This is a genomic window from Pirellulales bacterium, from assembly GCA_033762255.1.
Taxonomy (GTDB): Bacteria; Planctomycetota; Planctomycetia; order Pirellulales; family JALHPA01; genus JANRLT01.
Genome location: JANRLT010000021.1, coordinates 103,995 through 126,444, shown reverse-complemented (window position 1 = coordinate 126,444; position 22,450 = coordinate 103,995). Strand labels below are relative to the sequence as shown.

At 56.1% G+C, this 22,450-nt stretch carries 13 protein-coding genes; 5 read left to right on the top strand and 8 right to left on the bottom strand.

The annotated features are described in order from the left end of the window. Positions 1-25 precede the first annotated feature (25 nt). Entirely contained in the window at positions 26-1,000 is a 975-nt protein-coding gene (locus SFX18_06130) for a hypothetical protein (protein MDX1962710.1), read from the bottom strand. A gap of 57 nt (positions 1,001-1,057) precedes the next feature. Then, on the bottom strand, positions 1,058-3,835 hold the full coding sequence (acnA, locus tag SFX18_06125) for an aconitate hydratase AcnA (protein ID MDX1962709.1): 2,778 nt from the start codon (positions 3,833-3,835) through the stop codon (positions 1,058-1,060). A gap of 458 nt (positions 3,836-4,293) precedes the next feature. Between acnA and SFX18_06120 the strand changes: the two genes are divergently transcribed. Next, positions 4,294-5,982, top strand: a complete 1,689-nt coding sequence (locus SFX18_06120; GenBank protein MDX1962708.1) for an SUMF1/EgtB/PvdO family nonheme iron enzyme — start codon at positions 4,294-4,296, stop codon at positions 5,980-5,982. 71 nt (positions 5,983-6,053) lie between these two features. Here the strand turns inward: SFX18_06120 and SFX18_06115 are convergent, their stop codons facing one another. Both SFX18_06115 and SFX18_06110 read right to left on the bottom strand, forming a co-directional pair. Further along, the gene (locus SFX18_06115; GenBank protein ID MDX1962707.1) at positions 6,054-6,650 is read right to left on the bottom strand and encodes a pyroglutamyl-peptidase I; all 597 of its coding nucleotides are present in this window, start codon (positions 6,648-6,650) and stop codon (positions 6,054-6,056) included. A 222-nt stretch (positions 6,651-6,872) separates the two neighbouring features. Beyond that, entirely contained in the window at positions 6,873-8,699 is a 1,827-nt protein-coding gene (locus SFX18_06110; protein ID MDX1962706.1) for a c-type cytochrome, read from the bottom strand. 693 nt (positions 8,700-9,392) lie between these two features. Between SFX18_06110 and SFX18_06105 the strand changes: the two genes are divergently transcribed. After that, complete coding sequence (locus SFX18_06105) at positions 9,393-10,805, top strand: tetratricopeptide repeat protein (GenBank protein ID MDX1962705.1); 1,413 nt, start codon at positions 9,393-9,395, stop codon at positions 10,803-10,805. Between the two features lie 143 nt (positions 10,806-10,948). Here SFX18_06105 and SFX18_06100 read toward each other — a convergent pair whose 3' ends face one another. Continuing rightward, positions 10,949-13,216, bottom strand: a complete 2,268-nt coding sequence (locus SFX18_06100) for a hypothetical protein (GenBank protein MDX1962704.1) — start codon at positions 13,214-13,216, stop codon at positions 10,949-10,951. 313 nt (positions 13,217-13,529) lie between these two features. Continuing rightward, complete coding sequence (locus SFX18_06095; GenBank protein ID MDX1962703.1) at positions 13,530-16,658, bottom strand: protein kinase; 3,129 nt, start codon at positions 16,656-16,658, stop codon at positions 13,530-13,532. A 297-nt stretch (positions 16,659-16,955) separates the two neighbouring features. Between SFX18_06095 and ricT the strand changes: the two genes are divergently transcribed. The 3 genes from ricT (at position 16,956) to SFX18_06080 (ending at position 18,767) form a co-directional block, all read left to right on the top strand. After that, a complete protein-coding gene (gene ricT / locus SFX18_06090; GenBank protein MDX1962702.1) occupies positions 16,956-17,876 on the top strand; it encodes a regulatory iron-sulfur-containing complex subunit RicT in 921 nt (306 codons plus the stop codon). Positions 17,877-18,039: 163 nt separating this feature from the next. After that, on the top strand, positions 18,040-18,546 hold the full coding sequence (locus SFX18_06085) for a hypothetical protein (GenBank protein ID MDX1962701.1): 507 nt from the start codon (positions 18,040-18,042) through the stop codon (positions 18,544-18,546). A gap of 17 nt (positions 18,547-18,563) precedes the next feature. Further along, a complete protein-coding gene (locus SFX18_06080; protein MDX1962700.1) occupies positions 18,564-18,767 on the top strand; it encodes a hypothetical protein in 204 nt (67 codons plus the stop codon). Between the two features lie 810 nt (positions 18,768-19,577). Here the strand turns inward: SFX18_06080 and SFX18_06075 are convergent. Further along, positions 19,578-21,386 (bottom strand): tetratricopeptide repeat protein, encoded by a 1,809-nt coding sequence (locus SFX18_06075; protein MDX1962699.1) that lies wholly within the window; start codon positions 21,384-21,386, stop codon positions 19,578-19,580. A 217-nt stretch (positions 21,387-21,603) separates the two neighbouring features. Continuing rightward, a complete protein-coding gene (locus tag SFX18_06070; protein MDX1962698.1) occupies positions 21,604-22,347 on the bottom strand; it encodes a UvrB/UvrC motif-containing protein in 744 nt (247 codons plus the stop codon). Positions 22,348-22,450: the final 103 nt, after the last annotated feature.

Sequence of the window (22,450 nt, the reverse complement as noted above, 5' to 3'; positions counted from 1 at the left end):
ATATTTTACGCGGGGACAATTTGCGTCAGACCACCCAATATGCCGAGAAATCCTCCTGGGGGGCCATGTTTGGCTGCTTGGCCATTTCCGCCTGCAGCCGGTCGCAGGCCGCGCGGCGGGCGGTCCAGTCGCTTTCGTCCGCTGGGGCCGTTGTCCATATTCCGCGGGGAAATGGCATTTCCTTTAGGGCTTTCAAGCAGGTTTGCCAGGCTGCAATGGAATTTGCCTTAGCCAAAATAATCCCCAAATTAGTCTGGAAATCGGTCAAAAAGTCCACGTCAGAATGTAAGTCGCGCGGCTCGCTATCCGCCTCTAGCTCCACCCACCAAAACAGCGGATTGATTTCGGTTTCCCAATCCGAATGGATTAATTCTTTCGCCTTTACCCAAATGCCCCACAAAGCCCCTTGTTGCCGTGCCCAGCGAAGTTGATCATCGGTGGGAAATTGACTGCGGCAATCCCAAATAATGGGTATGCCGTGATCCCCGCAATTGCGCAAAATTTCCTCGGTCGGCGCGTCGCTAAGCACGGTAACCCGTTTTCTCCGTAATTCAGGCCAAAGCTCGTCCGCCAGTTCGGCTAGTTTGAGGGTAATGCCGCGCAAGACGGTCCGTTCTCCGTCGCAGTACAACGACTGCTTGCCGATCGACAGCCGTTTGAGTGCCAGGGGCAGACGGTAACTGGTAATAGGCCCCTCGGGTTGCCTCGCGTCTCGCACATCCAGGTGAATTTCGTAAAAAAATGGCAGGTTTGGCGTCCAGTAGCAAGGATCCGGACAAGTGACTTGCCAGGCGTCAGGCATCACCCGGACCTGTCGCGCCACGCGAAAGTTATAGCGCGTGGAGAGCGTTTGGGAATAACGCGATTGGGGACCGATCAACGTGGCGGAGACGATCCGCTGTTCGAGGGAGTTTTTTAACCAGATTTGCAACGTGACATTCGCCGGCCGCAATTCTAAAAAACTAAAATCGATCGGCCAATTATCAGCGTAACTAGGCATTTTTATTACCGTTCCTGACATAAATTTTAATCCGCGGGCGAGGGGGCGACAGCCACGTTACCCCGCCAATAATTTTCGCAACACAGTCTGCAATATGCCGCCGTTGCGATAGTAATCCAGCTCCACCGGGGTATCGATCCGCACCTTGGCCTCAAAGGTGACGACGGTGCCATCGGGCTTGGTCGCGGTCACAGTGATGTTGGAGCGAGGGGCGACTTTTTCCGAGATGGGAATGTCGAATAGCTCTTCGCCAGTTAGACCCAGCGATTGCCAGCTTTCGGGCAGGACCAACGGCAACACGCCCATGCCGACCAGATTGCTGCGGTGGATGCGTTCAAAGCTGCTGGCCAGCACCGCCCGCACGCCCAAGAGCATGGTCCCCTTGGCCGCCCAATCGCGGCTGCTGCCGGTACCGTATTCCTCGCCCGCAAGAATGACCAAGGGGACGCCCTCGGCCTTGTACCGTTGGGCGGCGTCAAAAATGGGCAGGATTTCGTTGCCGGGAAGTAAGCGCGTGACCCCGCCTTCGGTCCCCGGAGCCAGCAAGTTGCGGATGCGGATATTGGCAAACGTGCCCCGTGTCATGATGCGGTCGTTACCGCGGCGCGCACCGTAACTGTTAAAATCCGCTGGCGTAACACCGGCGGCCTGCAGGTACTTGCCCGCGGGGCTATCGGCCTTGATTGAACCGGCGGGGCTAATGTGATCCGTAGTGACGGAATCGCCTAATGCGGCCAGACAGCGGGCATTTTTGATCGGTTGAATTGCCGCCGGAGCAGGGGCCAGGTCCATTAAAAACGGCGGCTCTTGAATGTAGGTGCTGGATTCCTTCCAGTCGTACAATTGGCCGCCACTGACGGGGATGGCATTCCATTTGGGATTGCTCTCCCAGACGCCGGTGTAACGGCGGGTGAACATTTCGGGCAGGACGGCCGAGGCCATCGTGTGCATCACCGTTTCCGACGATGGCCAGATCTCGCGCAGATATACCGGTTGGCCCTGTTGATCTCGCCCCAAAGGTTCCGTCGCCAAGTCGATCGCGGTGGAACCCGCCAGGGCATACGCCACCACGAGCGGCGGACTGGCCAGATAATTGGCCTTTACATGGGGATTGACCCGCCCTTCAAAATTGCGATTTCCCGATAGCACCGCCGATACAACCAAATCTCCCGCGGTCACGGCCTGGGCGACGGCGTCCGGCAAGGGTCCGCTATTGCCAATGCAGGTAGTGCAGCCATAGCCAACCGTTTGAAAACCGAGTTGATCCAAATAACGATTTAGCCCGGAACGGACATAATAGTCGGTCACCACCCGCGAGCCGGGGGCCAGGCTGGTCTTGACGTGGGGGGGGACGGTTAGGCCTCGTTCGACGGCGGCCTTGGCTAACAAACCCGCCGCCAGCATCACGCTGGGGTTGCTGGTATTTGTGCAACTGGTAATGGCGGCGATGACGACCGCGCCGTGGCCAATCTGGCTGGAATGGCCGTTATCCTTGACGCTGGCGGTCGCATTTAGTTTGTCAGCTGCCAGGGCAAAGCCCCGCTCGGCCACGGGGGCGCTGAGCGCTTGCAAGAAGGTTTGCTTTACCTGGGTTAACGGGACCCGGTCTTGCGGGCGCTTGGGCCCGGCCAGGCTGGGGACAATGGTCCCCAGGTCGAGCCGCAGGACCTTGGTAAATTCCGGGACAGGGGCGTCATCGGTGCGGAATAATCCTTGTTCACGACAATATCGCTCCACCAGTTGGATTTCGGCCTCGGTCCGGCCTGTTTGCCGCAAATAACGCAGGGTCTCCTCGTCCGTGGGAAAGAATCCCATCGTGGCCCCGTATTCCGGTGCCATATTGCTAATGGTTGCCCGGTCCGCCAACCGCATGTGGGTGACGCCGGAACCAAAAAATTCGACAAATTTACCGACCACTTTTTCCTTGCGTAGGATTTCCGTCACGGTCAAAACCAGGTCGGTCGCAGTCGCGCCCGGTGGAAGTTGCCCCGTGATTTCCATGCCCACCACCTCGGGCATGAGCATATAGAGTGGTTGGCCTAGCATGACCGCCTCGGCCTCGATACCGCCGACCCCCCAGCCCACCACGCCTAGGCCATTGATCATGGTGGTATGGCTGTCCGTGCCGACTAGTGTATCGGGGAGCGCGGTGGGGCGTCCCGCGGCATCGGGGCGCACAAAGACCCCTTTGGCCAGATATTCCAGATTGACCTGATGCACGATACCGATATTTGGCGGAACCACGCGAAAATTATTAAACGCCTTTTGGCCCCAGCGAAGGAATTCATACCGCTCGCGATTGCGCTGGAATTCCAGCTCGACATTCAGGTCAAGCGCATTATCGCGGGCAAATTCGTCAACTTGGACCGAATGGTCGATCACCAAATCAACGGGGATCAGGGGATTGATTTTGGCGGCGTCTCCCCCCAGTCGCTGCATCGCGCTGCGCATGGCCGCCAGATCGACAACGCACGGCACGCCGGTAAAGTCCTGCAAGACCACGCGGGCGGGCTTAAACGGGATTTCCAATTCTGCCGGTTTGGCAGCGTTCCAAGCCACCAAGTTACGCACATCGTCGGTGGTCACTTCGTAGCCGTCGCAATTGCGCAACAAAGATTCCAGGAGTAAACGAATGGAATAAGGGAGGCGACTGACCGGCCCGAGGCCCAGGCTGTTCAGTTTTTCCAGGCGATAAATTCCCACAGTCGCGGGAATATCAGTCGCGGGAGTGTCCGCTCCGCCTCCCGTGGCGGCAGTCCCGGTCGAGAATGTGTCATACGCCTGAAAGGGATCAACCGTCCGAGTCGTGCTGGTCGCCTTTGCCGCAGTTGCCATCAGTGCCACTCCACAAAAAACCGCCAAGTTCCAAAATAAACAAAAAAGGGGTTGACTGGGTCATGTCTCCAACATGGCCTAGCCCCGCTAACTAGCCGCCATCGAACGACGCAATTTCAATGTAACAAATCCCATCTCGGTTGTCAGTAAGGACGCACCCTGTTTGGTTGGCGTCCGGTTAGAGAGAATGCTAATATTTAAAATAATTCATTGAAACTGCGATAAGTTTTAACGGTGTCCACCGTTACATCCCCCCCGGGGGAAGATTTTAGCCGTGGATTCGTTGACCAGTAAAACTTCCCGCTAGCAGCCAGTTCAAAACAGTACCGCCGGGATGATTTTTACCCCTGACCTGGCTGGTTGATGTTCGGCCAGTCCGGGGCGGGATTGTGTCGGGCTGACGGGTAAGTATAGTAACAAAAATGCCATCGCGCTTGTTTTTCTAGGGAATAACCGCCATGTCCCCCAGCACCCAGCGTCGATCTCGCCTTGTCTCCGGTCAAGCGTTTCTTAACCATTGGCGGTTTACCCGCTGGCTTCTCTGGATGTTGTGTCTGGGGCTTTTTCCGGCCAGTTCCACTCAGGTGGCGGCCCAAAATATAGGCAAAAAATATGCCGTGCTGGTGGGCGTGGATAAATATGATCCCTCTCAACTCAATCGGCTGAATTATACGGTGGCCGACGCCGAAGAATTGGCCAAGCAGTTCAAGCAATTAGGATTTGACGTCACGTTGATGACCTTGGCCGTGGAAAATCCGCAGTTGCACCCCAATACGCCGGCAAAAATTGAAAAAGTTTTAAATAATCGCGCGCAGGGCCTGACAGAAAATGACACGCTTATCTTTGGTTTTATGGGTCATGGTGTCCAATTTGCCATCGATAAAGGGATGGGGGAAGAGTCTGAAACGCAGGAACTTTATTTTTGCCCCGCCGAGGCGCAGCTCGATGACCGTGACACCCTATTATCACTAGAAAAGGTGTACGCCCTTTTGCAGGAATCCAAAGCGGGGCGCAAATTACTGATCGTGGATGCCTGCCGCAATAATCCCCAGCCAAAAAACAAGACCCGCTCCAAGGAGGTAGAGCTTGAACCCGTGGGGAAAAAAATCCGCACCGTGCCAACCGGCATGGTCGCGTTTTTTAGTTGCTCGGCCGGCGAAAAAAGCCATGAGTATCCGGCGCTGGTCGACGGTCGCGGTCACGGCGCGTTTACAGCGCAGATGCTCAAGTATTTGCGCGGGGACGCCGCCGAGGTCTGGTATCCCAAGGGAGAACTCGCGTTACCGGAAATGCTGAATTATGTCAGCCGCGAAACCAAGGATTACGTCTGGAATAAGGACAAACAGGATCAAATTCCCGTCCCGTATGGCAAGGTTGGCAGTTGGACCCTGGGCCGGGTCGAGGATGTTCTGCGGCAAAATATCACCAATTCCATCGGGATGCAGTTAAGGGCCATTCCCGCCGGAAAATTTGTGATGAGCAGTCCCCCCACGGAATTGGGTCACGATGGGTTTCGCCAACTCAACGAAAAGCAAGTCAATGTCGAAATCACCAAGGCGTTTTATCTAGGGGCGCATGAAGTCACCCAGGGAGAGTGGATAAAAGTCATGGGAACCAAACCCTGGAAAGGCAAAAAATTTGTCGAAGAAGGGGCGAACTATCCGGCGACTTATATCAGTTGGACCGACGCCAACGCCTTTTGCAAAAAGCTGGGCGTGAAAGAAGGTAAAACGTATCGCTTGCCGACAGAAGCGGAATGGGAATACGCCTGCCGCGCGGGGAGCAAGACCGCGTTTTATTTTGGCGCGGATGTACGCAAGTTAAAGGACTATGCCTGGTATATGGAAAACACCTGGGACCAGGGGTGGCAAGCGCCGCAGGTTGTGGGACAAAAAAAGCCCAACGCCTGGGGGCTGTATGATATGCATGGCAATGTCTGGGAATGGTGCGGCGACTGGTATGACGACAAACTGGCGGGGGGAAAAGATCCCGTGGGAGCGGCACGCGGGGAATTTCGCGTCAATCGCGGCGGCGGCTGGGACAGCTTTCCATTAACCTGCCGCTCCTCCATGCGGGTACGTGATAAACCCGATTACGTGGATAATATTTTGGGATTTCGCGTGGTCCTGATCCCGCCGAGGAAATGAGGTGGGGGATAGGGGGTGGGTGGAGGAAAGTGAGCAGTGGGTAGTGGAAAGTGGGGAGAGGGTGGCGATGCTTAATATTCCCCGCGTTCGATTTCTCCTAATAGGCAATGGATCGCCGCGGCGGAGTACGCCACCGGCAGACTGGGTGTTCCCGCGGGTTCGGTCATGATTTGCGAAACATCCAGCGGCACATGGACAAAGCAGGCCGCGGTCTTTAGCCCCAGCACATGCGCGGAGTGTAGCGAGTAATACAGTAGCGCATTGCACAGATAGGTTCCCGCGTGCCAACTGACCGCCGCCGGAAATCCCCGGGCCACCAGTTCAGACCCCCACCTCGCCAAGGGAAGCGTCGACTGGTACGCCAACGGACCGTCGCTGAGTAGTGGAATCGCGGGCTGGCCCGGTTGCTGCCGCACATTGATCGCCAGCGCCTCCAGATGAATCCGATTGATTCCCGGGGCCTGGCCTAAATGCAATGCCACATCATAGTTATCCCGTAGATCGGCCAGCACCGCTTCACGCGCCGCGTCATAGTCGACCGGGTAGAGGCGCGTGGTCACTTGCAAATCCACGGGCAGTTGCCGCGTCAATTCCACCAACGTCAACCAACTGGAATTGCTCGTCCAGCGATCATACGGTTGAAACGCGGTCAATAAGATCGACGCCACGGGCAATTTGCAAAAAGGGGAGCGACCAGGCGCGGTGGTCGACCGCGTCGCGCCGCATAAAGTGGGAATCGCTAGGGCAAATAAACAGTCATAAGTCTAGCCAACGGAGAGTGGAGCTGTCGCGATGAATTTGGGATATTTTTTTCCCCTCCGTTCAGGCGAGCAAACCATTCACCTGTTCGGCTGGCAAAATTTATCGAGGCGCTAAGAGACCAAAAACGGCTACGGCTTTGGCGCGTCGCTGGCGGGTTTTGGTTGAAATTCCAGTCGCACTTCCCGCCAATAACCAAACTCCCACGCCCAATTGTTGGCCGAATTTTCCAATTCGAGTTGAACTTTGCCCCCCGCGAATTGGCTTAAATCGACGGCCAAATGATGCCACGGATCGGCGCTGGTGGTGGGACCAATAATCCGGTCCAGCAAGACTTGGCCATTCCCCCGCACGACCAGCCGCCAGTCGCCATCGGGGTGATGGGTGACCGCCAGTTTTAGCATGGCTTGGACATAGGCGGGAATGGCAAACTCCCCTGCCATAATCGCGGGCTGCTCCGGGCCGAGGGGGTGGGTTTGTAAGATATCGGGCTGGTCGCGAAATTTTTCTAAAAGCACTAATCCCCCTTCGCCGCAACCATTGAGTTGGAAACCAGCGGCGATGTAATTGACCAATTCGGGATACGCGGCGGCGGTTTTGGCAGTGCGATTTTGCGGTGGATAAACCCCCGGCAAGCGGACCGCCGCGGGGTCGGACGGATGTTTATCCAACGTCAAATAGGCAAACAAGTCCCGTAATTCTTGCTCGCTAAATTGTTTTTCCAGTTCTTCGGGCATCAAGGATAGCGGACTGGTAAAGGAGGCGGCAATATTCTGACGCGGGATAATCTCCAGCTTTCCCCCTTGCAGCTTTAGGACCAGCCGCTGGTCGTTATCTTCGGCCACTAATCCCGTCAGCGTCAGCCCGTCTGTGGTCTCGACAATCTGGGCCTGGTAAGCGGCCCCGATGACCAGACTCGGGTCAAAGACATTTGACAAGAGTTGCTCAAACGAATTTCGGCCGTTGAGCGTGATATCCGGGCCCACATCTTGTCCGACGCCATGTAGTTTGTGGCATTGGCCGCAGACCCGTTGAAAGACTTTTTCCCCCGTCAGCGCGTTTCCCGGGGGATGGCGGCGGATGGCGTCTCGCATGGCCAAGAGAACCTGTTCGCGCTGGGGATTGCGGTCGGTCCGAATGGTCCCATAGATATTTTTGATTTGCCCGCTGAGTTCCGCGTCATTACCGGTTAGCATCCGGCGGATTTGGTTGGTATTGAGGATCGTCGCGGGAAGTTCTTTTTTCTCGATGCTCGCCAGTAACGCCCTAGACCAAGCGGCGCGATGCGTTAACAGCTCCAGAACCTGAGGCTGCAGCGTGGCGGAGACGTGCGGATAGCCGGCCAACAAAATTTCGGCAATTTCCGTCGCCTCGCTCCGATCCAAGGTTTGAAGTATTGATATTAGTTGGGCTTCTGAATATTCGGGCCGTGGTGCGTCCGCCGGGTTTATTTTCGCGGGGAAAACTCGCCGCAAAAAATTGAACAGGGTATCGTCCGGTTCGGCCACTACCGCCGATAGGGCCGCTAGTTGCATGTTGACGGGTGATTTTGCATCAGCCAAGACTTGACGCATGGCTCTTCGGCCAGCAGGATCACCCAATCCGGCGGCTAAACGCGCGGCCGCTGAAAAAAGCGGGATATGGCTAGGTCCGGCCAGGATTTTTTGCAAGGGTTCTTGCAGACGGGGGCGCAATTCCGCGGCGGCGGCGGGAGTTACTTCGCGGGTTTCGATTTTTTGAGACAAGACATCCAGGCATTTGATCACAGTGTCCGGCTCTTCGGCTTGTTGCTCGAGCATGATTTCGAGTAGGTCCACCACGGCGGTCGGGTCAAAACTTTCTTCTCCCCGCACATGCAGCGCGGACGAAAAGAGATGAAGACCGCCCAGAGCCATCAATGCCAGTTTGGCAGCTAGGCCGCGCAACCAGCCATCATTCCACCCGGGTCTCTTAGCCATAAAATGCCGCCTAAAATAAGTTAGCGATGATATCTGGTTCGACTTGCCACTGTTTTCCTGTCCGGCCCTCGTGGAAATTTGGCAATCTATTATGGTATTTTATACATTGCGGCAGTTCCTTGCCATCTATTCGATGGGTAGCTTTTTTCTCGATAATTTTAGGCAATTATGCCAGTTTCACAAGAGCGCATCGAGTACGCTACCAGTGAAAAAAGCTGATTTGATATTATGATTTTTTACATCTGCATATGGGTCTTGCTTTCGATGGTCGCGGCGACATTCGTGACGGGAGTCTGGGAAAATGGGCTATAGCAATTATACCAATTCGACAACATTGTCCTAAGTGTAAATTAAATATGTAGTTACAGCACGGCACTTTTTCCCCGTAGCGCGTTGAATTCAAGAATTTGTACGGTTAATATAATAGGATTGTAGCTTGTTTCGGTTAGCGGGGAACTTGCCAGACGTTACAATCGTCCAAATGTGTCGGTATGCCGTGGTCCCTAGGTGCATGTTTGTGTAGGGATGTGTAATTACCCGGCCAGGACATTTGTTGGCGACAAATAAGGTACATGATAAATACTTTTCAAGCGGGAGTGGTGCCTGGGTGGTCTTTCCAGGAAATCACTTTTTTTGTGGTCTCGCCCACGCGCTGGTGAAGGAAACACTTTTCACAGAATGGGAGCTTTGATCATGCGTAGGAATTTAGCCGCGCTGTTGTTTGGTGCGTCGTTGTTTGCCGCTCCGTTGTGCGGGGCGGATCTTGCGATATTGGGCCAGTATTATGGCACCGGCGTGCATCATTACAACGCGGGGAATTATCTGGCCGCGCATGAGGACCTCAACGCCGCGATTACCGGGGGGAGCGAAGACCCTCGCGCGTTTTATTTTCGTGGATTGAGTTTGCTGAATCTTGGCAGCGAAAATGAAGCGATTGCCGACTTTAAAAAAGGGGCCGAACTAGAGGCTCTTGATTCCACTGGTTTTTATCAAGTGGGCCGCAGCCTGGAACGTGTGCAGGGTTCGCGCCGGCTGCAATTAGAAAAATATCGCGCTGCGGCCCGGGTGGCGTTGTATCAAAAAGCACAAGAAGCGCGCAACCAACGGTACGAAGTTGCCCGTGGCAATGAAGCGGCTGTATTACGGAACACTCCCTTAGCCAAGGAACGCTCGGCAACGGTTGCACCAACTCCGTTAGTGGCGATCCCGAAGGGGGCGGATCAGGCTGCGGCTCCGGCGGCCGTGGTTCCCGCGACTCCTATGGCAAGCGATCCATTTGGCTCTCCAGCCGCAGAACCTGCGACAACAACACCCATGGCGGAAGACCCCTTTGGCACACCCGCCGCCGAAGCACCCGCCACACCGGCTCCGGCGACACCCGCACCGGCCACGCCCCCCGCCGCTGATAACCCATTTGGCGAACCAGAAGCCGCGGCTCCCGCTACCGAAGTTCCCGCCACCCCGGCTCCGGCGACACCCGCTCCCGCCACGCCCCCCGCCGCTGATAACCCATTTGGCGAACCAGAAGCGGCCGCACCGACTACCGATGTTCCCGCCACCCCGGCACCCGCCACACCACCAGCGACCGACGATAATCCTTTCGATAGTTCCGCCAGCGCTCCCGCAACTCCCCCTGCCAGCAACCAGTTGGCGATTCCTTCCGAGCCTCGTATAGCTAGTAATACATCCCGCGCGCCGGGGCGTTTGGCTAGCGTTGGGAGGGCGCTGGGAAATGTATTGGGTAAGGCCGTGGGAAATACAGTGCAGGATGCCCAAGCGGCAATTCCCAATCCTGCTACTTTAGTCCCTCCGCCATCAGCCAATCCCCCGGCGGCCACGCCCATGGCCAACGCGCCAGAAGTCACAGTGGAAGAAAATATTTTTGACGCCCCCGTTGTGGAGACTCCTCCTGCCGGGGCACCCACTCCCGCTCCCGCCACCGAACCTAATCCATTTGACGATAATTCCGCGGCCGCTCCATCCGAAGAGGCGAATCCTTTTGATGCAGGTACTCCTCCCGTTTCGCCAACGCCAGCGCCGTCGGAATCGAATCCATTTGACAATACTCCCGCGCCCCCGGCCGAGGCCAACCCCTTTGATATGTAGAGTTGTTTGCTATTCCACAGGCAATAAGCAGCGCAATAAACAAGCCCCTGGAAGATTCCGGGGGCTTGTCTTTTTGGCAGGGTAAAAAATGGATTCCTAAGGCGATGGTCGAATCGCTACTTTGATTGCCCGGGAGGAAAGGATTAATCGACGGTTTGGGGAGCGGGCGGTGAAGAGGCAACCCACAGTTGATAGCATATTTCGTGCTGGGCCGCCGTGCCGCGCACAATCAACGTCTGGCTAGGCAAATCCCAGTGGCAATCCGCCGCCGCCAGGGGTTGTCGCAGGCCCGCGGTAGTTGCCAGCGTTTGATACTGGGTTAGCAGTTCCGCCACGGGATCATGCTCGCCGGTCACGCGGGGTTGATACCACTCGAGCAGTCTGGATTGGCGGGAGGGATCTTCCGAGGTGATCCACAGTGTCTGGTGATCAATGGGAATCGCTGTAAGCCGTAAAGGTGTAAGCATCCGGGCGAGGGCCTCGGACAAATTTTCAGGCCGCGAATCCGCGGTCACACGGCTACCCGGCGCTGCCTGGGCCAAGGTAAGCGCGCCCCAGTCCCACTGGATTACCGCGCCGGTTTGTTGTTCAAGTTGATTGATCAAGGATTGCAGCGATTCCCCCCGCGGAGCATACAGCTTGACCTGCTTGGCCAACAACGGCGCCGCCGCGGCGCGACGGGTCGTGAGGGCAAACCGCGCTGGATCAAACCGGCGCAAACGGGATTCGCGCGGGTCGTATTTTGTCCGCAGCTTTAGTCCGCGGGCTTGGCGGAGCTTTTCACAAAAGACGATGATTTGATCTTGCGCGGCGGCGGATTGGTCCACCAAAAGAGCTCCATCCCGCGCCTCCAACTTTCCGGTTACACCCCAACTGGCGGGTTCAATCAAACGCCGAATCGGGGCGGCAATCTCCGCTTCGATGGCATTGTCAGGAGTGGCCAGGTCATCCACCTGATAACGGGCGCGCGGACTCATTTCGCCGGGAAGAGCGAGTTCCCAATAGGTTTCACGCTCGAGCAGTTCCAGGCCGGCTTGCAGGGCCGCCGCCGCCAATGCTTCGCGCGCGGTGCACAACTCGAGCCGCACCGTCACTGGTGTTTGACACCGCCAACCGGTCGTTTCTAGCACCAAGGGGTTTAGTTGCACCGGGGCGCCCGTCAGAGTCGAGATCTCCCGCGCCATCCGCCATAAGGGGACTTGGTCGTAATTAACCAAATTCAGCCGTAAATCCAGGCTATCCGGAGGAAGCTTTCCCGGGGGGAACCGCTCGATGCTTACCGTGGCGGGTTTGGTCTCGGCTGGATTTTTTACCGCGACGGGGTTGGCCCCTTCCGAGCGATTGCCGGCCGAGTTGTTCGCCGCTTCCGCGGGAGGGACGCTTTGGGGGATCGGCGAGGGCAAGGGCTGATTAGCCCGGGGAATTTGGGGGGCGTCGGCCGCCACAATGGTGTCCCCCGGAGGGGCGGGATCCAGCTTGAGGGTTTTTGTGGCCAGTGGGTCTTTTTCCGCCATGGGTACCCCCGCGGGGACTGTCCCTGAGGGTGCAGCGGCATCCGGCAATTGTGGGGCGCCTGTCGCAGGAGCGTTGGCTTCTGTAATGGGGGTATCGGGCGGGGGAGGCTGGAGAGCCGACGCGGGCGGGGAATTCTTTGCGATAATGGAATTATTTCCGATAGCGGACCCCTTTGCGTTGGGGGCCTCCGCCGACGGTGCAGTTACCACTGAACTGTCATCATTTGGCAACGGGACGGGATTTGCCGCTGTGGCGGGAGGAACCGGCTGTTTATCCCGCGGTGTTAAAAGCGTCGGCTGGGATTCGGTGGACGTAGGAGGAATTGATGGAGTGGAACCGACAGTACTATCCAGGTTACTGTCATTGTTCTGACTGTCGGTATTTCCGAGTGCGGCTATCGCAGGAGGGTTGGATGTGACGGTGGCTGGTTCGGCCCGTAAGAGACTCCACAAACCAAAGGATATTCCCCCGGTCAGTAAAATACCCGCTCCTCCCACAAGACAGAGCGTGGGGAAGCTCAACCCACCATCAGCCATTCCGGAACCGGCAGCCGTTGTCGTGGGATCAGCAGTCAAGGACAAATTGCTAGCCGGGAGCGCGCCCACTGGCTGATGACCTGCGACCTTTGGTGGTTCCACCTGGCTAGGGTTGTGATTTGGGACGGTGGTTCCGCGGGAACCATTTGCCGTGGCGGGAACACTGGCCGGGGCTGGTGAGGGAGGGCGTTTTGAGCTTTGTAAAGCGGCGGGTGAGGTAGATTCCAGCGGTTGCGGCGGGGGCGTTACCTCCACCATGCTACTGCAGCGGGGGCATGCCAATATCAGACCGATCGCCTCGGGCTTGTTAACCACGAGCGCGGCTTGGCATGTCTGGCAATGGATGGCGTAGGGCTGCACGAATGGAGCCAAATAAGCGGGTAATTGAAAATCAAAGTTCCTGATGCCCCGTCAAAGCATAGTTTTTTGGCTCAACCGTCGGGTGCTCGCCCACGGTTGGAACGGCAAAAAACCACAGGCGAACGCCCGGTGGTTGATCCGCCCTTTCGCCTCGCTCGCTTTGACAAAACGCGGAGGCCCAGGCTGCGCGGGCGTCCCTTTATCATAGCGAACAAAACAGGGCCAAGCGGCCAAGATTTGGCCAATTCTGTCAAAAATGTGGATTCTGCCGAAAATTCCTAGGATAAATCGCGACAAATGTTACCGAGAGCGGCTACTTCCCTTTTTTAGCCGAATTCTTAGCCGGTTGGTCCAATGCGGCGGGAAGTTTCTCCTGGCGTTTGGCCGCGGCGGCGCGGGTGGTGATAAAGATTGTCTCGACTCCCCCTGGTTCCTTGGTTTTGATCACATAGACCAATTTGCCATCGGGATTGGCCTTTAAGAAAATTGTCAGCAAAATCTGCTCGGCGGTTTTGTCTTTTTCATCCAGTCCAAAGGATTGATTCTTGGTAATCCCCTCAAGCTGCAAATCCGCCCCCAGAATTTCAATCGGTACGCCAATTTCCGTCGACAACATTTCCATCGACTTTTCCAGCGTATCGCGGGCAAAGTTGAGCGTGATCACTTTTTGCAACTTGGCCGCGGCGGTATTCCCGACGGGAACATTCGCGCCGGTCGTGCCGGGTTGAGTGGCGGAGGAGGTTCCCCCGGTTGTCATCGTTGGTAAAAGGCCCGCGTACGCCATGGACAGTTCGCTGCCGTAAACCATGTGCTCGGCCGCGTCGCTATTGAGATAAGTCCGCACCACGATCAGCCCGTTTTCTTCCCCCGTGCGGGTAAAGCGGCTAAACATGCCGACGCGCTCGGGAAATTTCATCAGGAGCGCAAAAGCGTATTGCTGCGGATTTTTAGGCAGAACGGTATTGATAAAGGCCGTCGCGGCGCTTTGCCAGTTTCTAATTTTTTCGCGATAGAGTAGCGCCCCTTGAGCCGCGGATTGACCCGCGCTGGGGCGAAATTTGGCCTCCACAAAAAAATCAGTCCCCGCCACATGCAGGCTAAGCCCGAGGGCTTCGGTGTCATAACCTAAAACGTCGGCAAAAAATTTGAGTAAAGGTTCCTGGCCGGGAAAAAACCTGGCCCCCTCGCTGAAAAGCAAGTTCGGGGCAAACAATAGATTGACCCCCCGCTCGGCGTCACTGGTCTTTAACAACCGCTCCATCTTTGGCAAGGGTAACGCGGGAGCCGTCAATAATTCCCGCAGTTGCGCGACCGGCGCGATAATGATTTTTTTTCCACCATCCACCAAGGGAAAATGATAACTCCAGGCTGGGCCGTGATAAACTTGTTCGCTTCCCTCCATCCCCGCCGCGGGGTTACGCAGGGCCGCCAGCCATTTCTCTTTGGTCATGGACTCGGCCGCGCGGGCATAGACGACCGGCAGCAGGCGATTTCCCCCGTCCACCCAGGCAATCTGCACTAACTGCAATTCATCCACCGGTACTGCCGTAATTTGACGCAATTCCTCCAGCCCCGCCGCCACCAGCGGCCCCGCGGCGGCCACCATTTTTGGCCCGACGCGCGTTTGCCTTAACAAAAACGCCGGACGACAAGAAAAAAAGAGTTGCGCTCCCGCGGGTAACTGAGAAAAATTTAGCGGCGTTCCATTGGTGGGAGACGCCCAAAGTGAGTTTCCATCGTCCGCCACATTGGTCGGGGGGGACGAGATTTCCAGCGGACGATCCGGTTCACCGGGGATAACGGACGTATTTTGGACAGGCGGAGTCGTATTCACGGGGGGGGAAGTCGCGGGGGGCGTGGCGGTTCCCGGATCGCCGGAAAGCGGATCTTGACCGGTCGTCGCAATCATGGGTGACTGCGTGGTCGGGCTAACGGTGGGGGCAGGCTCTGGCTGGGTTTTTTGTTGGGATATTGTGGAAGGATTTTTCTCCGTTGGCGTATCCGTTGGTTGATCCCGGTTGAGGGACAACACAATCATCGTGGTGATTATAACTAGCCCCAGGATGCCCCCGGCAATAAACAGTTGCTTGCGAAACGCTTGTTCCCGGCGTGCCGTTTGCTGCTCAAAGATGCTCGGACCGGCGGAAGCAGGGTCTCCTAAGGGAACGCCGGGCGCGCCAGGGGGAGATTGCTTATTTGTCACGGCGGCCATGGCGGCGCCAAAGTCCAACTGGGGCGAAAGGTTAGGCAGCGTTGCGAGCGCGCCCCCGGCGCTGGAATTATCATTGCCTGATCCTCCCACCCGCGCACCCACAAAGCCGCTATCAACGCGAGGTTGCTGGCCCAGCCAACTCAAATATGCTACTCGACTGGCGGGGGCCGCGGGTAACGGTATCTGCAATGCCCGGGGATCAACAAAGTAGGATAATGCCTCGGCAAGCTGGCCAGCCTGCGTGTAACGCAAGCCAGGGTCCTTGGCCATGGCATACGCCACGACTTGGGCCAGTTGCGGCGGCACGCCCAGTGGTTCCAGGGGTTGGACCGGCTCCGAGGCATGCCGTACAAATTTGGTGCCCAAGTCGCCGCCAGCAAAGGGGGGCCTACCGGCCAAGCTGTGATACAGCAAGCAACCGCAGGCGTAAATATCGGTCAGGATATTGGCGGTTTGGCCGGGGCGGGCCAGTTCGGGGGCCATGTAATCGACTTGGTTGGTGAATTGCTCCGGCGTAAAAGCGCTAAGATCCGCCTTTGCGGGGTCGGGCCAAGTGTCCCGGGCCAGGGGAGGGACGAGCAAAGTCGGGACCAGCCCACCGTGTGCCAAGAGCAAATTCGCGGGTCGAATGGCCCCATGCACCAGGCCTAGTTGATGCTGCACCGCCAAGCCTAACAGCGCGCCCCGCACCAGTCGGCAAGCTTCCGCGGAGGGGAGGGGGCCGGACTTTTGCAATACTTGATCAAGGGTGTCTCCCGCGCAGTCGGCATATACGACAAATGCCCGCCGTTCCGCGCGCGCCAGTTGATACAGATCCAGCAAATGGGGATGTCCCAGCCAGTTGGCGGCGAACTGGGTGTATTCCGCCAGGGCGGCGCGTTGCTGGGGTTCGGCAAAATTGCCCGGCTCTAAAAATTCCAACAGGACCGGATGCCGCGACTGCAAGTGCAACGCCCGGTAAAGACCTTCTAAACGACCGGCGGAGATTTTTTCAAAGAGGACATACTCTCCAAAAAAGAAGGGACCGGACTTGCCCCGCAGGAGGATTTTTGCCTGGTAGCGGGTCAGTGCTTGCTGATTGACCAGCCATTCGGCCAGGACGGTGGCGTTTCCCTGGCGCGCGACCCCCTTTAACTCGCCAAATTGTTCTGCCAATTGGCGGCAATGCTCGCCGCTGATTAAACGGCTTTGTTCCAGTTGATGCCAAAAATCCGCTATCGTCACCGACATATACTGCTTGTTCCCGCGAGCTTGCCAAAGCTTGTTGAAGAAATCCACAAAGAACTTTTATCTGCTCTGGCAGCGGCTCAACCGTTGGTTCCCACACCGCCGCTTGGGCAGTCTCTGCTCTATTTTTATCCTAACTTGCGGGGATAGGCGGGGGGAATGGATATTCGGGGTTTTTTTCGTCGCACCAAGCGGCCCGCGCTATCCTTTGCGCACGTGGCCAAAACCTTTATAATTTGACCATAACGACTCAATCGCGCGTCCATAACTTTTTTTGCCTCTATTCCCGCTGCCGCCCTTATGCCCAAATACATTGTCCGGCACGGCGTCATGCGGGCCATCGCGATCATGGGTGCCCGTGAAGGGACCATGTTATCCCGCGGAACGCAGGTGATTGCCCGGACCGAACGGGGCCTGGAGGCGGGTGTGGTCCTGTGCGAGGCCACGCCCCAGGCCGTGGCCCAACTAACCAATCCCGGCCAAGGGCAAATTCAACGCGAAATGACACCGGCGGACTCGCTCGAGTTATCTAAAATATTAGCCCGGCAGCGGGACGAGTTTGCGATCGTGGAGCGGATTATCGCCCAATCCGGGCTGGACATGCAGCTGGTGGATGTGGAGCAATTGTTTGGCGGCGAGCGGGTGGTGATTTATTATTTGTCCGAAAACCGGATCGACTTTCGCGATTTGGTCAAGCAATTGGCGGGAGAACTGCAAACCCGGATCGAAATGCGGCAGATTGGCAGTCGGGACGAGGCTAAACTTCTCGCCGATTATGGCGATTGCGGCAAACCGGTCTGCTGCAACACGCATCTGATTGATATGCCCCCGGTTTCCATGAAAATGGCTAAACTGCAAAAGGCGACGCTGGACCCGACCAAAATCTCCGGCCGTTGCGGGCGGTTAAAGTGCTGCTTGCGCTATGAGTACGACACTTACGAGGAGTTGCAGCGGGATTTGCCCCCCGTGGGCGCTGATATTGTGACCGGCCGGGGACGCGCGCGGGTGCTGGCCCAGGAAATCCTTTCCCAACAGTTGCTGGTGGAAATGGAAGATCGCCGCCGGGTGCTTTTGCCCGCGACCGAGGTTCTGACAGTGCTTTCGCGCTCCGCAGGCGGTGGAGCCTCGCGGAATACGACGGAAAGCGATTCCCCGGAACAGGATTCCCGGCGCAGGCCCCCAACGGACAAAAATCGCGGTGGGAATCCTGCCGCGGATTAACCTATGGTCACAGTCGAGCGTTTGCCATCCTAAATCACCCTGATTTTCCGCCCCATCCGGGGGAATCAACGAATTTGATCAAGTCGCCGCCACGAGAGTGGTGGAACATCCGTGATTTCATGTTAAAATACTTTTAGAAAAATATCCCTGGGGTAATTTGACTATGGAAGACCCACGGCACGCCCTTATCACCTTGCTCAAAAAAGACAAGCGCTATCGCTTTGAAGCGTACGCCTTTGTGTTTGAGGCTCTTTCTTATGCCCATGACAAATTGAACATGGGGACGGATTATTACCGGGAAGAAACCGAAGCGGAGGGGGCGGAAGAATATTCAGCCTCGGAACGGGTGACCCATGCGGCGGAACCCGCCGAACACATGTCCGCGGAAAATACTTCCGAGACGACCAAGCTCAAAACCGAACGGCATCTCAGCGGACAAGAACTGTGCCAGGCCATTCGCATTTATGCGCTTGAGCAATTTGGATTAATGGCCAAATGCGTGCTGAATAGCTGGGGTCTCCGGCAGACGGCTGATTTTGGCGAGATCGTGTTCAATCTGATCGCAATTCGCCAAATGCGCAAAACGCGCCATGACCGCCGCGAAGATTTTGACAATGTTTATGACTTTGACCAGGCGTTCGTCCGCGAATTTAAAATTACCGACCAATAGCTTTCTAGCCTGCCCTGATGACCCCCTCTCAATCCCGCCAGGCGACTCCGGAACAATCTTCCCCCGCCGTGGGGGCGGGACCGGTACAGACTGATTCCCCATTGACGTGGCAGGCTCCCCTGCCAACGACGAGCACCAGTGCCGAATACACTCATTTTTATTGGGCGGCGCTCTTTTTTGGCGTGTGGCTCTTGTTTTTACTTTGGCTGGCGTGGCGTTAACGTCGCGCCATTTCAGCCGAATGCCTCGCTAGCAAGATTTTTAGCGAGCAAGTAATACTAATCACAACTAATAATAGCGCGGTTTTTAACCAATTTACCAAAGGATTCCGCAACTCCGTTGGAGTAGGAGTTCACTGGTTTTGATCTTTTCCCAGGGTTGTTCGCTGCGCTCCAACCACTGGGCTATATTCCGAAACCGCTTCGCGGTACCCCCTCTCCCTCTGGGAGAGGGCCGGGGTGAGGGATTCTACCGAAACGCGGTTATATAACTCAGCCCAGGGTTGCCGCGTAGCGGCTACCCTGGGAATACACCCTCTCCCTCTGGGAGAGGGCCGGGGTGAGGGATTCTACCGAAACGCGGTTGCGTCATCCGGAAATAACCCAGTAATACTGCATGCCTTCATAAATTGCTAGCCGCGCTACGTTTAGCTAGAAAGCGTGTAATAAAGATTTCTTGAGGAAGAAATTTGAAAACACTCATCTTCGCTTTTCAACACGAAGCCAGAGTTCAATTTTACCGTCGCAAACAATTTAACGGTATGCTAGCCGGAAAACCTTGGCTGGATGAGTGAAGATCAGTACTGATAAGTGGTTCAAATGCTTTTTTAGTTTAACCCATTGCAATAAGTACAGTATCAAAATTACCGATTCGAGCTGAACCAATCATTCGCCGGGGACTACACTAGAATTGAAAATTAGCCTTCATACTCGGCTAATGGTAGTTTTTAGTTCGCCCAAACCGAAAAATAAATTGTGTCAATCAGGGCATCTTTAATAGGCTGCCAACCCAGGCGAATCCCGGATGGACCATTATTTCTCGGGCGATGATTCCACCTTCGGGCCGGGATTTTCGGCCTCTGGCTCCTTCGCCGGTTCGGCTGGCGCATCGTTCCCCGGTGTGGCCGAATTCTCCTGGGGAGATTTCGGAGTTGCGGAATCTTCGCTCTCTGATTTTACCCGGCTTTGCGGGGTTTCGGCGTCGGGCTCGTTTTGCAATTCACGCCAGGCCTTTTTTTCCCGATAGCTGGCTTGTTCCTTGACGATTTGCTCTTTGTGTTCGGTGTCCGCCCCCGCCTCCACCGCTTTGGTAATCCACTTTTCGGCGTTTTCCCAATCATTTGACTCGGCATAGCCCGCAGCCAACGTGCTTAGAATATGGGCCTCCTTATAATCGGTGACTTCACACGCCTGCGTCCCCAATTCGATAGAGCGTTTGCCATTTCGCAGGCTATCTTCCGGGGAAGTGGCCAGCACCCAGGCGAGATTATTGAGCACGCCCGAATCTTTGGGCTTGAGCGTGAGGGCTTTTTCGTAGTCGGCAATTGCCTCGGCATGTTTACCGACACTCAGATAAGCGTCCGCGCGTGTCCGCAGGGCAAAAAAGTTATCTGGTTGTTGCTCGAGGGCGGCGGTGAATTTCTCGATTGCCTTGCGGGGCTGTTTGCCCGCGACCCGCAAAATTCCAATTTGCAGCATCAATTCCACATTTTTGGGGTCTAGCTTTAACAGCTCTTCAAAATCCTCAATCGCCTTCGAAAAATCGCCGCTATCGGCCGCAATCAAGCCCCGTAATTCGATCGCGGCGGGCAGCCCGGGCCGTTTTTTAAGGGCTTCGGTGATGTCCGCCTGGGCGAGTTCGGTTTTGTTTTGCATCTGGTAAACGCGGGCCCGCAGCAACAAAATGGTGTTATTGCCCGGTTCTTGTTCCAGGGCGGTGTTCAAATCCTCGATCGCGGCATCAAACTTTTTGAGGGTGACTTTGGCCCGCGCCCGCTGTAAAAGCGCTAAGGGGTTGCCGTTAGACAATTCCACCACCCGATCGTAGGCCTCAATTGCTTCCTCGGGCTTATTCAGCGCCATGTAGGCCAAACCCCGCGCGTGTTGCAAGCCAGGGTTGGCGGGTTCGATCTCGGCTGCCTTGTCAAAATCCGCCAGCGCCAGTTCGGGCTTGTTATTCTTTAATAGATGAAACAACCCCCGCGCGCGGTGGATTTCCATCGACTTGGGGGCTAGCTTGACCGCTTTGTCCAGATCGGCTTGCATGGCGGCGGGGTTGGTTTCCATATCGGCCCGCAGCACCAACGCCTGGGCCTGCAGCGAGGCGTTATCCTGGCTCAGTTCGACCGCCTTATCGATGGTTTGTTTGGCGCGCTCGGTCTTTCCCGCGGGAAGGGAATTGAGCTTGGCGATCATAAAGTAAATTTCCGCGGTCTGGTCGTCTTCCTTGAGCACTTTTTCCAGGTCCTGCAGGGCCATGCCGCGTATCTGATTCCAGGTCCCTTGTTGCTGATTTTGCTGAAATTGCTCGACGGCGGCTTCCGCCAGGATCAGCCCGCGCTGGGCATAAGTGCTGGTCAATAGGCTTTTGGCGAATTGGGTGTTGGTTTCGTCCAAACCCTCTTCTATGGCCCGCTCCGCCAGTTTGATCACCTCCGACAGATCCTTCACCGAATCGGCGTCGAGCTTTTTCTCCGTCGCTTCATCCAGGCTGGCTTGGCCCTCATTGGCGGCAAACAACGTGCTGGAGGAAAAAACCAGTAGTCCCAGGACCAAAAGCGCCATGCCGGGGAGTTGTTCCAATCGCCACGATTTCGTGATATTTGGTTTGTGCATTGTCATGAATTTATGTGAAAAATGTGTGAAATTGTCGCAGGCCATCCCTCAAACACTGATTATGGCGCGTCAGGGCATGCCCGGACAAGTGAATTTTGAGGATTAGGCGTAGAGAATCCCCAGAAATTGCCCCAACCTGCTGACACCAGAGACCTAACGGGGAGCGAGGTCGTTCCCGTCGGCAAATCGCCACCGACTGGTAACCACCACTCCCGGGCCGCCGTTAATTTTTGCGCTTGTTACGGGCCAATTCGTCCCGCAGCTTAGCCGCGGTTTCGTAGTCTTCTTTTTCGATTGCTTCCGCCAGCAAGTCTTCGGCGCTGCGGCCAATCTTAAAGTGGGTTTTGAGGCTGGTTTTGAGGTCATTTAGCCGCTGAACAAATTCATCTTCGCTGTATTTGTCCTCGGCCTCGTAGTCCACATAAAGCTGTTTAAAGCGATTCAGGCCCCGATTGAGTTCGGCAATGGCGGACTCGGGACCGTTTTCCTCTAGTTCGGCCAGCACCGCCGCTTGCACCCGATGAAACAGCACAAACGGGCGGTATTGTTCGTGGCTGATCGTCCAGTCTTCGTTGGGTGAATGGTCCCGCACAAAGTCCATAAATGACAACGTGTGGTCCGCGTCCTCCACCGCCCGGCGATATTCCCGCAGGCTCAGCCAGCATACCCGTCGATGGTAAAACTGTGAAAATTCTTGATCCGCCAGGGAGCATTGCTCGGCGGTCATGGTAAAGTCCTGGTTTTCCTCATCCAGGGATTCACGAATGAGATAGTCATAATAGGTCCGTTCGCCATGGGGACGCTGGCCGTCGGGACGATCCTTGGTTTCCATTTGCAAAATTCCCAAATCCACCCGCATTTGCAAAATGGGCCGCCCATCGGACCCCTTTAACACCCGCGCCACGATGTCGTCGGGCCGGTAATTCCAATCTCGTAACAAAGTGTCCAAATCACGTCGTTTGGCCATGATGTCACTTCCTTTACCAAAATTCCTAATAAAAGTCCGCCTTGCTTCACGCCGCCGTCAACGTTCATTACCCCTGAAGTTGGTTGACACTTAGCCCGCCACC

Excerpts from the sequence above, each read along its gene's own strand:
- SFX18_06130 (MDX1962710.1), bottom strand. The coding sequence starts at position 1,000 with ATGCCTAGTTACGCTGATAATTGGCCGATCGATTTTAGTTTTTTAGAA.
- acnA (MDX1962709.1), bottom strand. The coding sequence starts at position 3,835 with ATGGCAACTGCGGCAAAGGCGACCAGCACGACTCGGACGGTTGATCCC.
- SFX18_06120 (MDX1962708.1), top strand. The coding sequence starts at position 4,294 with ATGTCCCCCAGCACCCAGCGTCGATCTCGCCTTGTCTCCGGTCAAGCG.
- SFX18_06110 (MDX1962706.1), bottom strand. The coding sequence starts at position 8,699 with ATGGCTAAGAGACCCGGGTGGAATGATGGCTGGTTGCGCGGCCTAGCT.
- SFX18_06105 (MDX1962705.1), top strand. The coding sequence starts at position 9,393 with ATGCGTAGGAATTTAGCCGCGCTGTTGTTTGGTGCGTCGTTGTTTGCC.
- SFX18_06095 (MDX1962703.1), bottom strand. The coding sequence starts at position 16,658 with ATGTCGGTGACGATAGCGGATTTTTGGCATCAACTGGAACAAAGCCGT.
- ricT (MDX1962702.1), top strand. The coding sequence starts at position 16,956 with ATGCCCAAATACATTGTCCGGCACGGCGTCATGCGGGCCATCGCGATC.
- SFX18_06085 (MDX1962701.1), top strand. The coding sequence starts at position 18,040 with ATGGAAGACCCACGGCACGCCCTTATCACCTTGCTCAAAAAAGACAAG.
- SFX18_06080 (MDX1962700.1), top strand. The coding sequence starts at position 18,564 with ATGACCCCCTCTCAATCCCGCCAGGCGACTCCGGAACAATCTTCCCCC.
- SFX18_06075 (MDX1962699.1), bottom strand. The coding sequence starts at position 21,386 with ATGACAATGCACAAACCAAATATCACGAAATCGTGGCGATTGGAACAA.
- SFX18_06070 (MDX1962698.1), bottom strand. The coding sequence starts at position 22,347 with ATGGCCAAACGACGTGATTTGGACACTTTGTTACGAGATTGGAATTAC.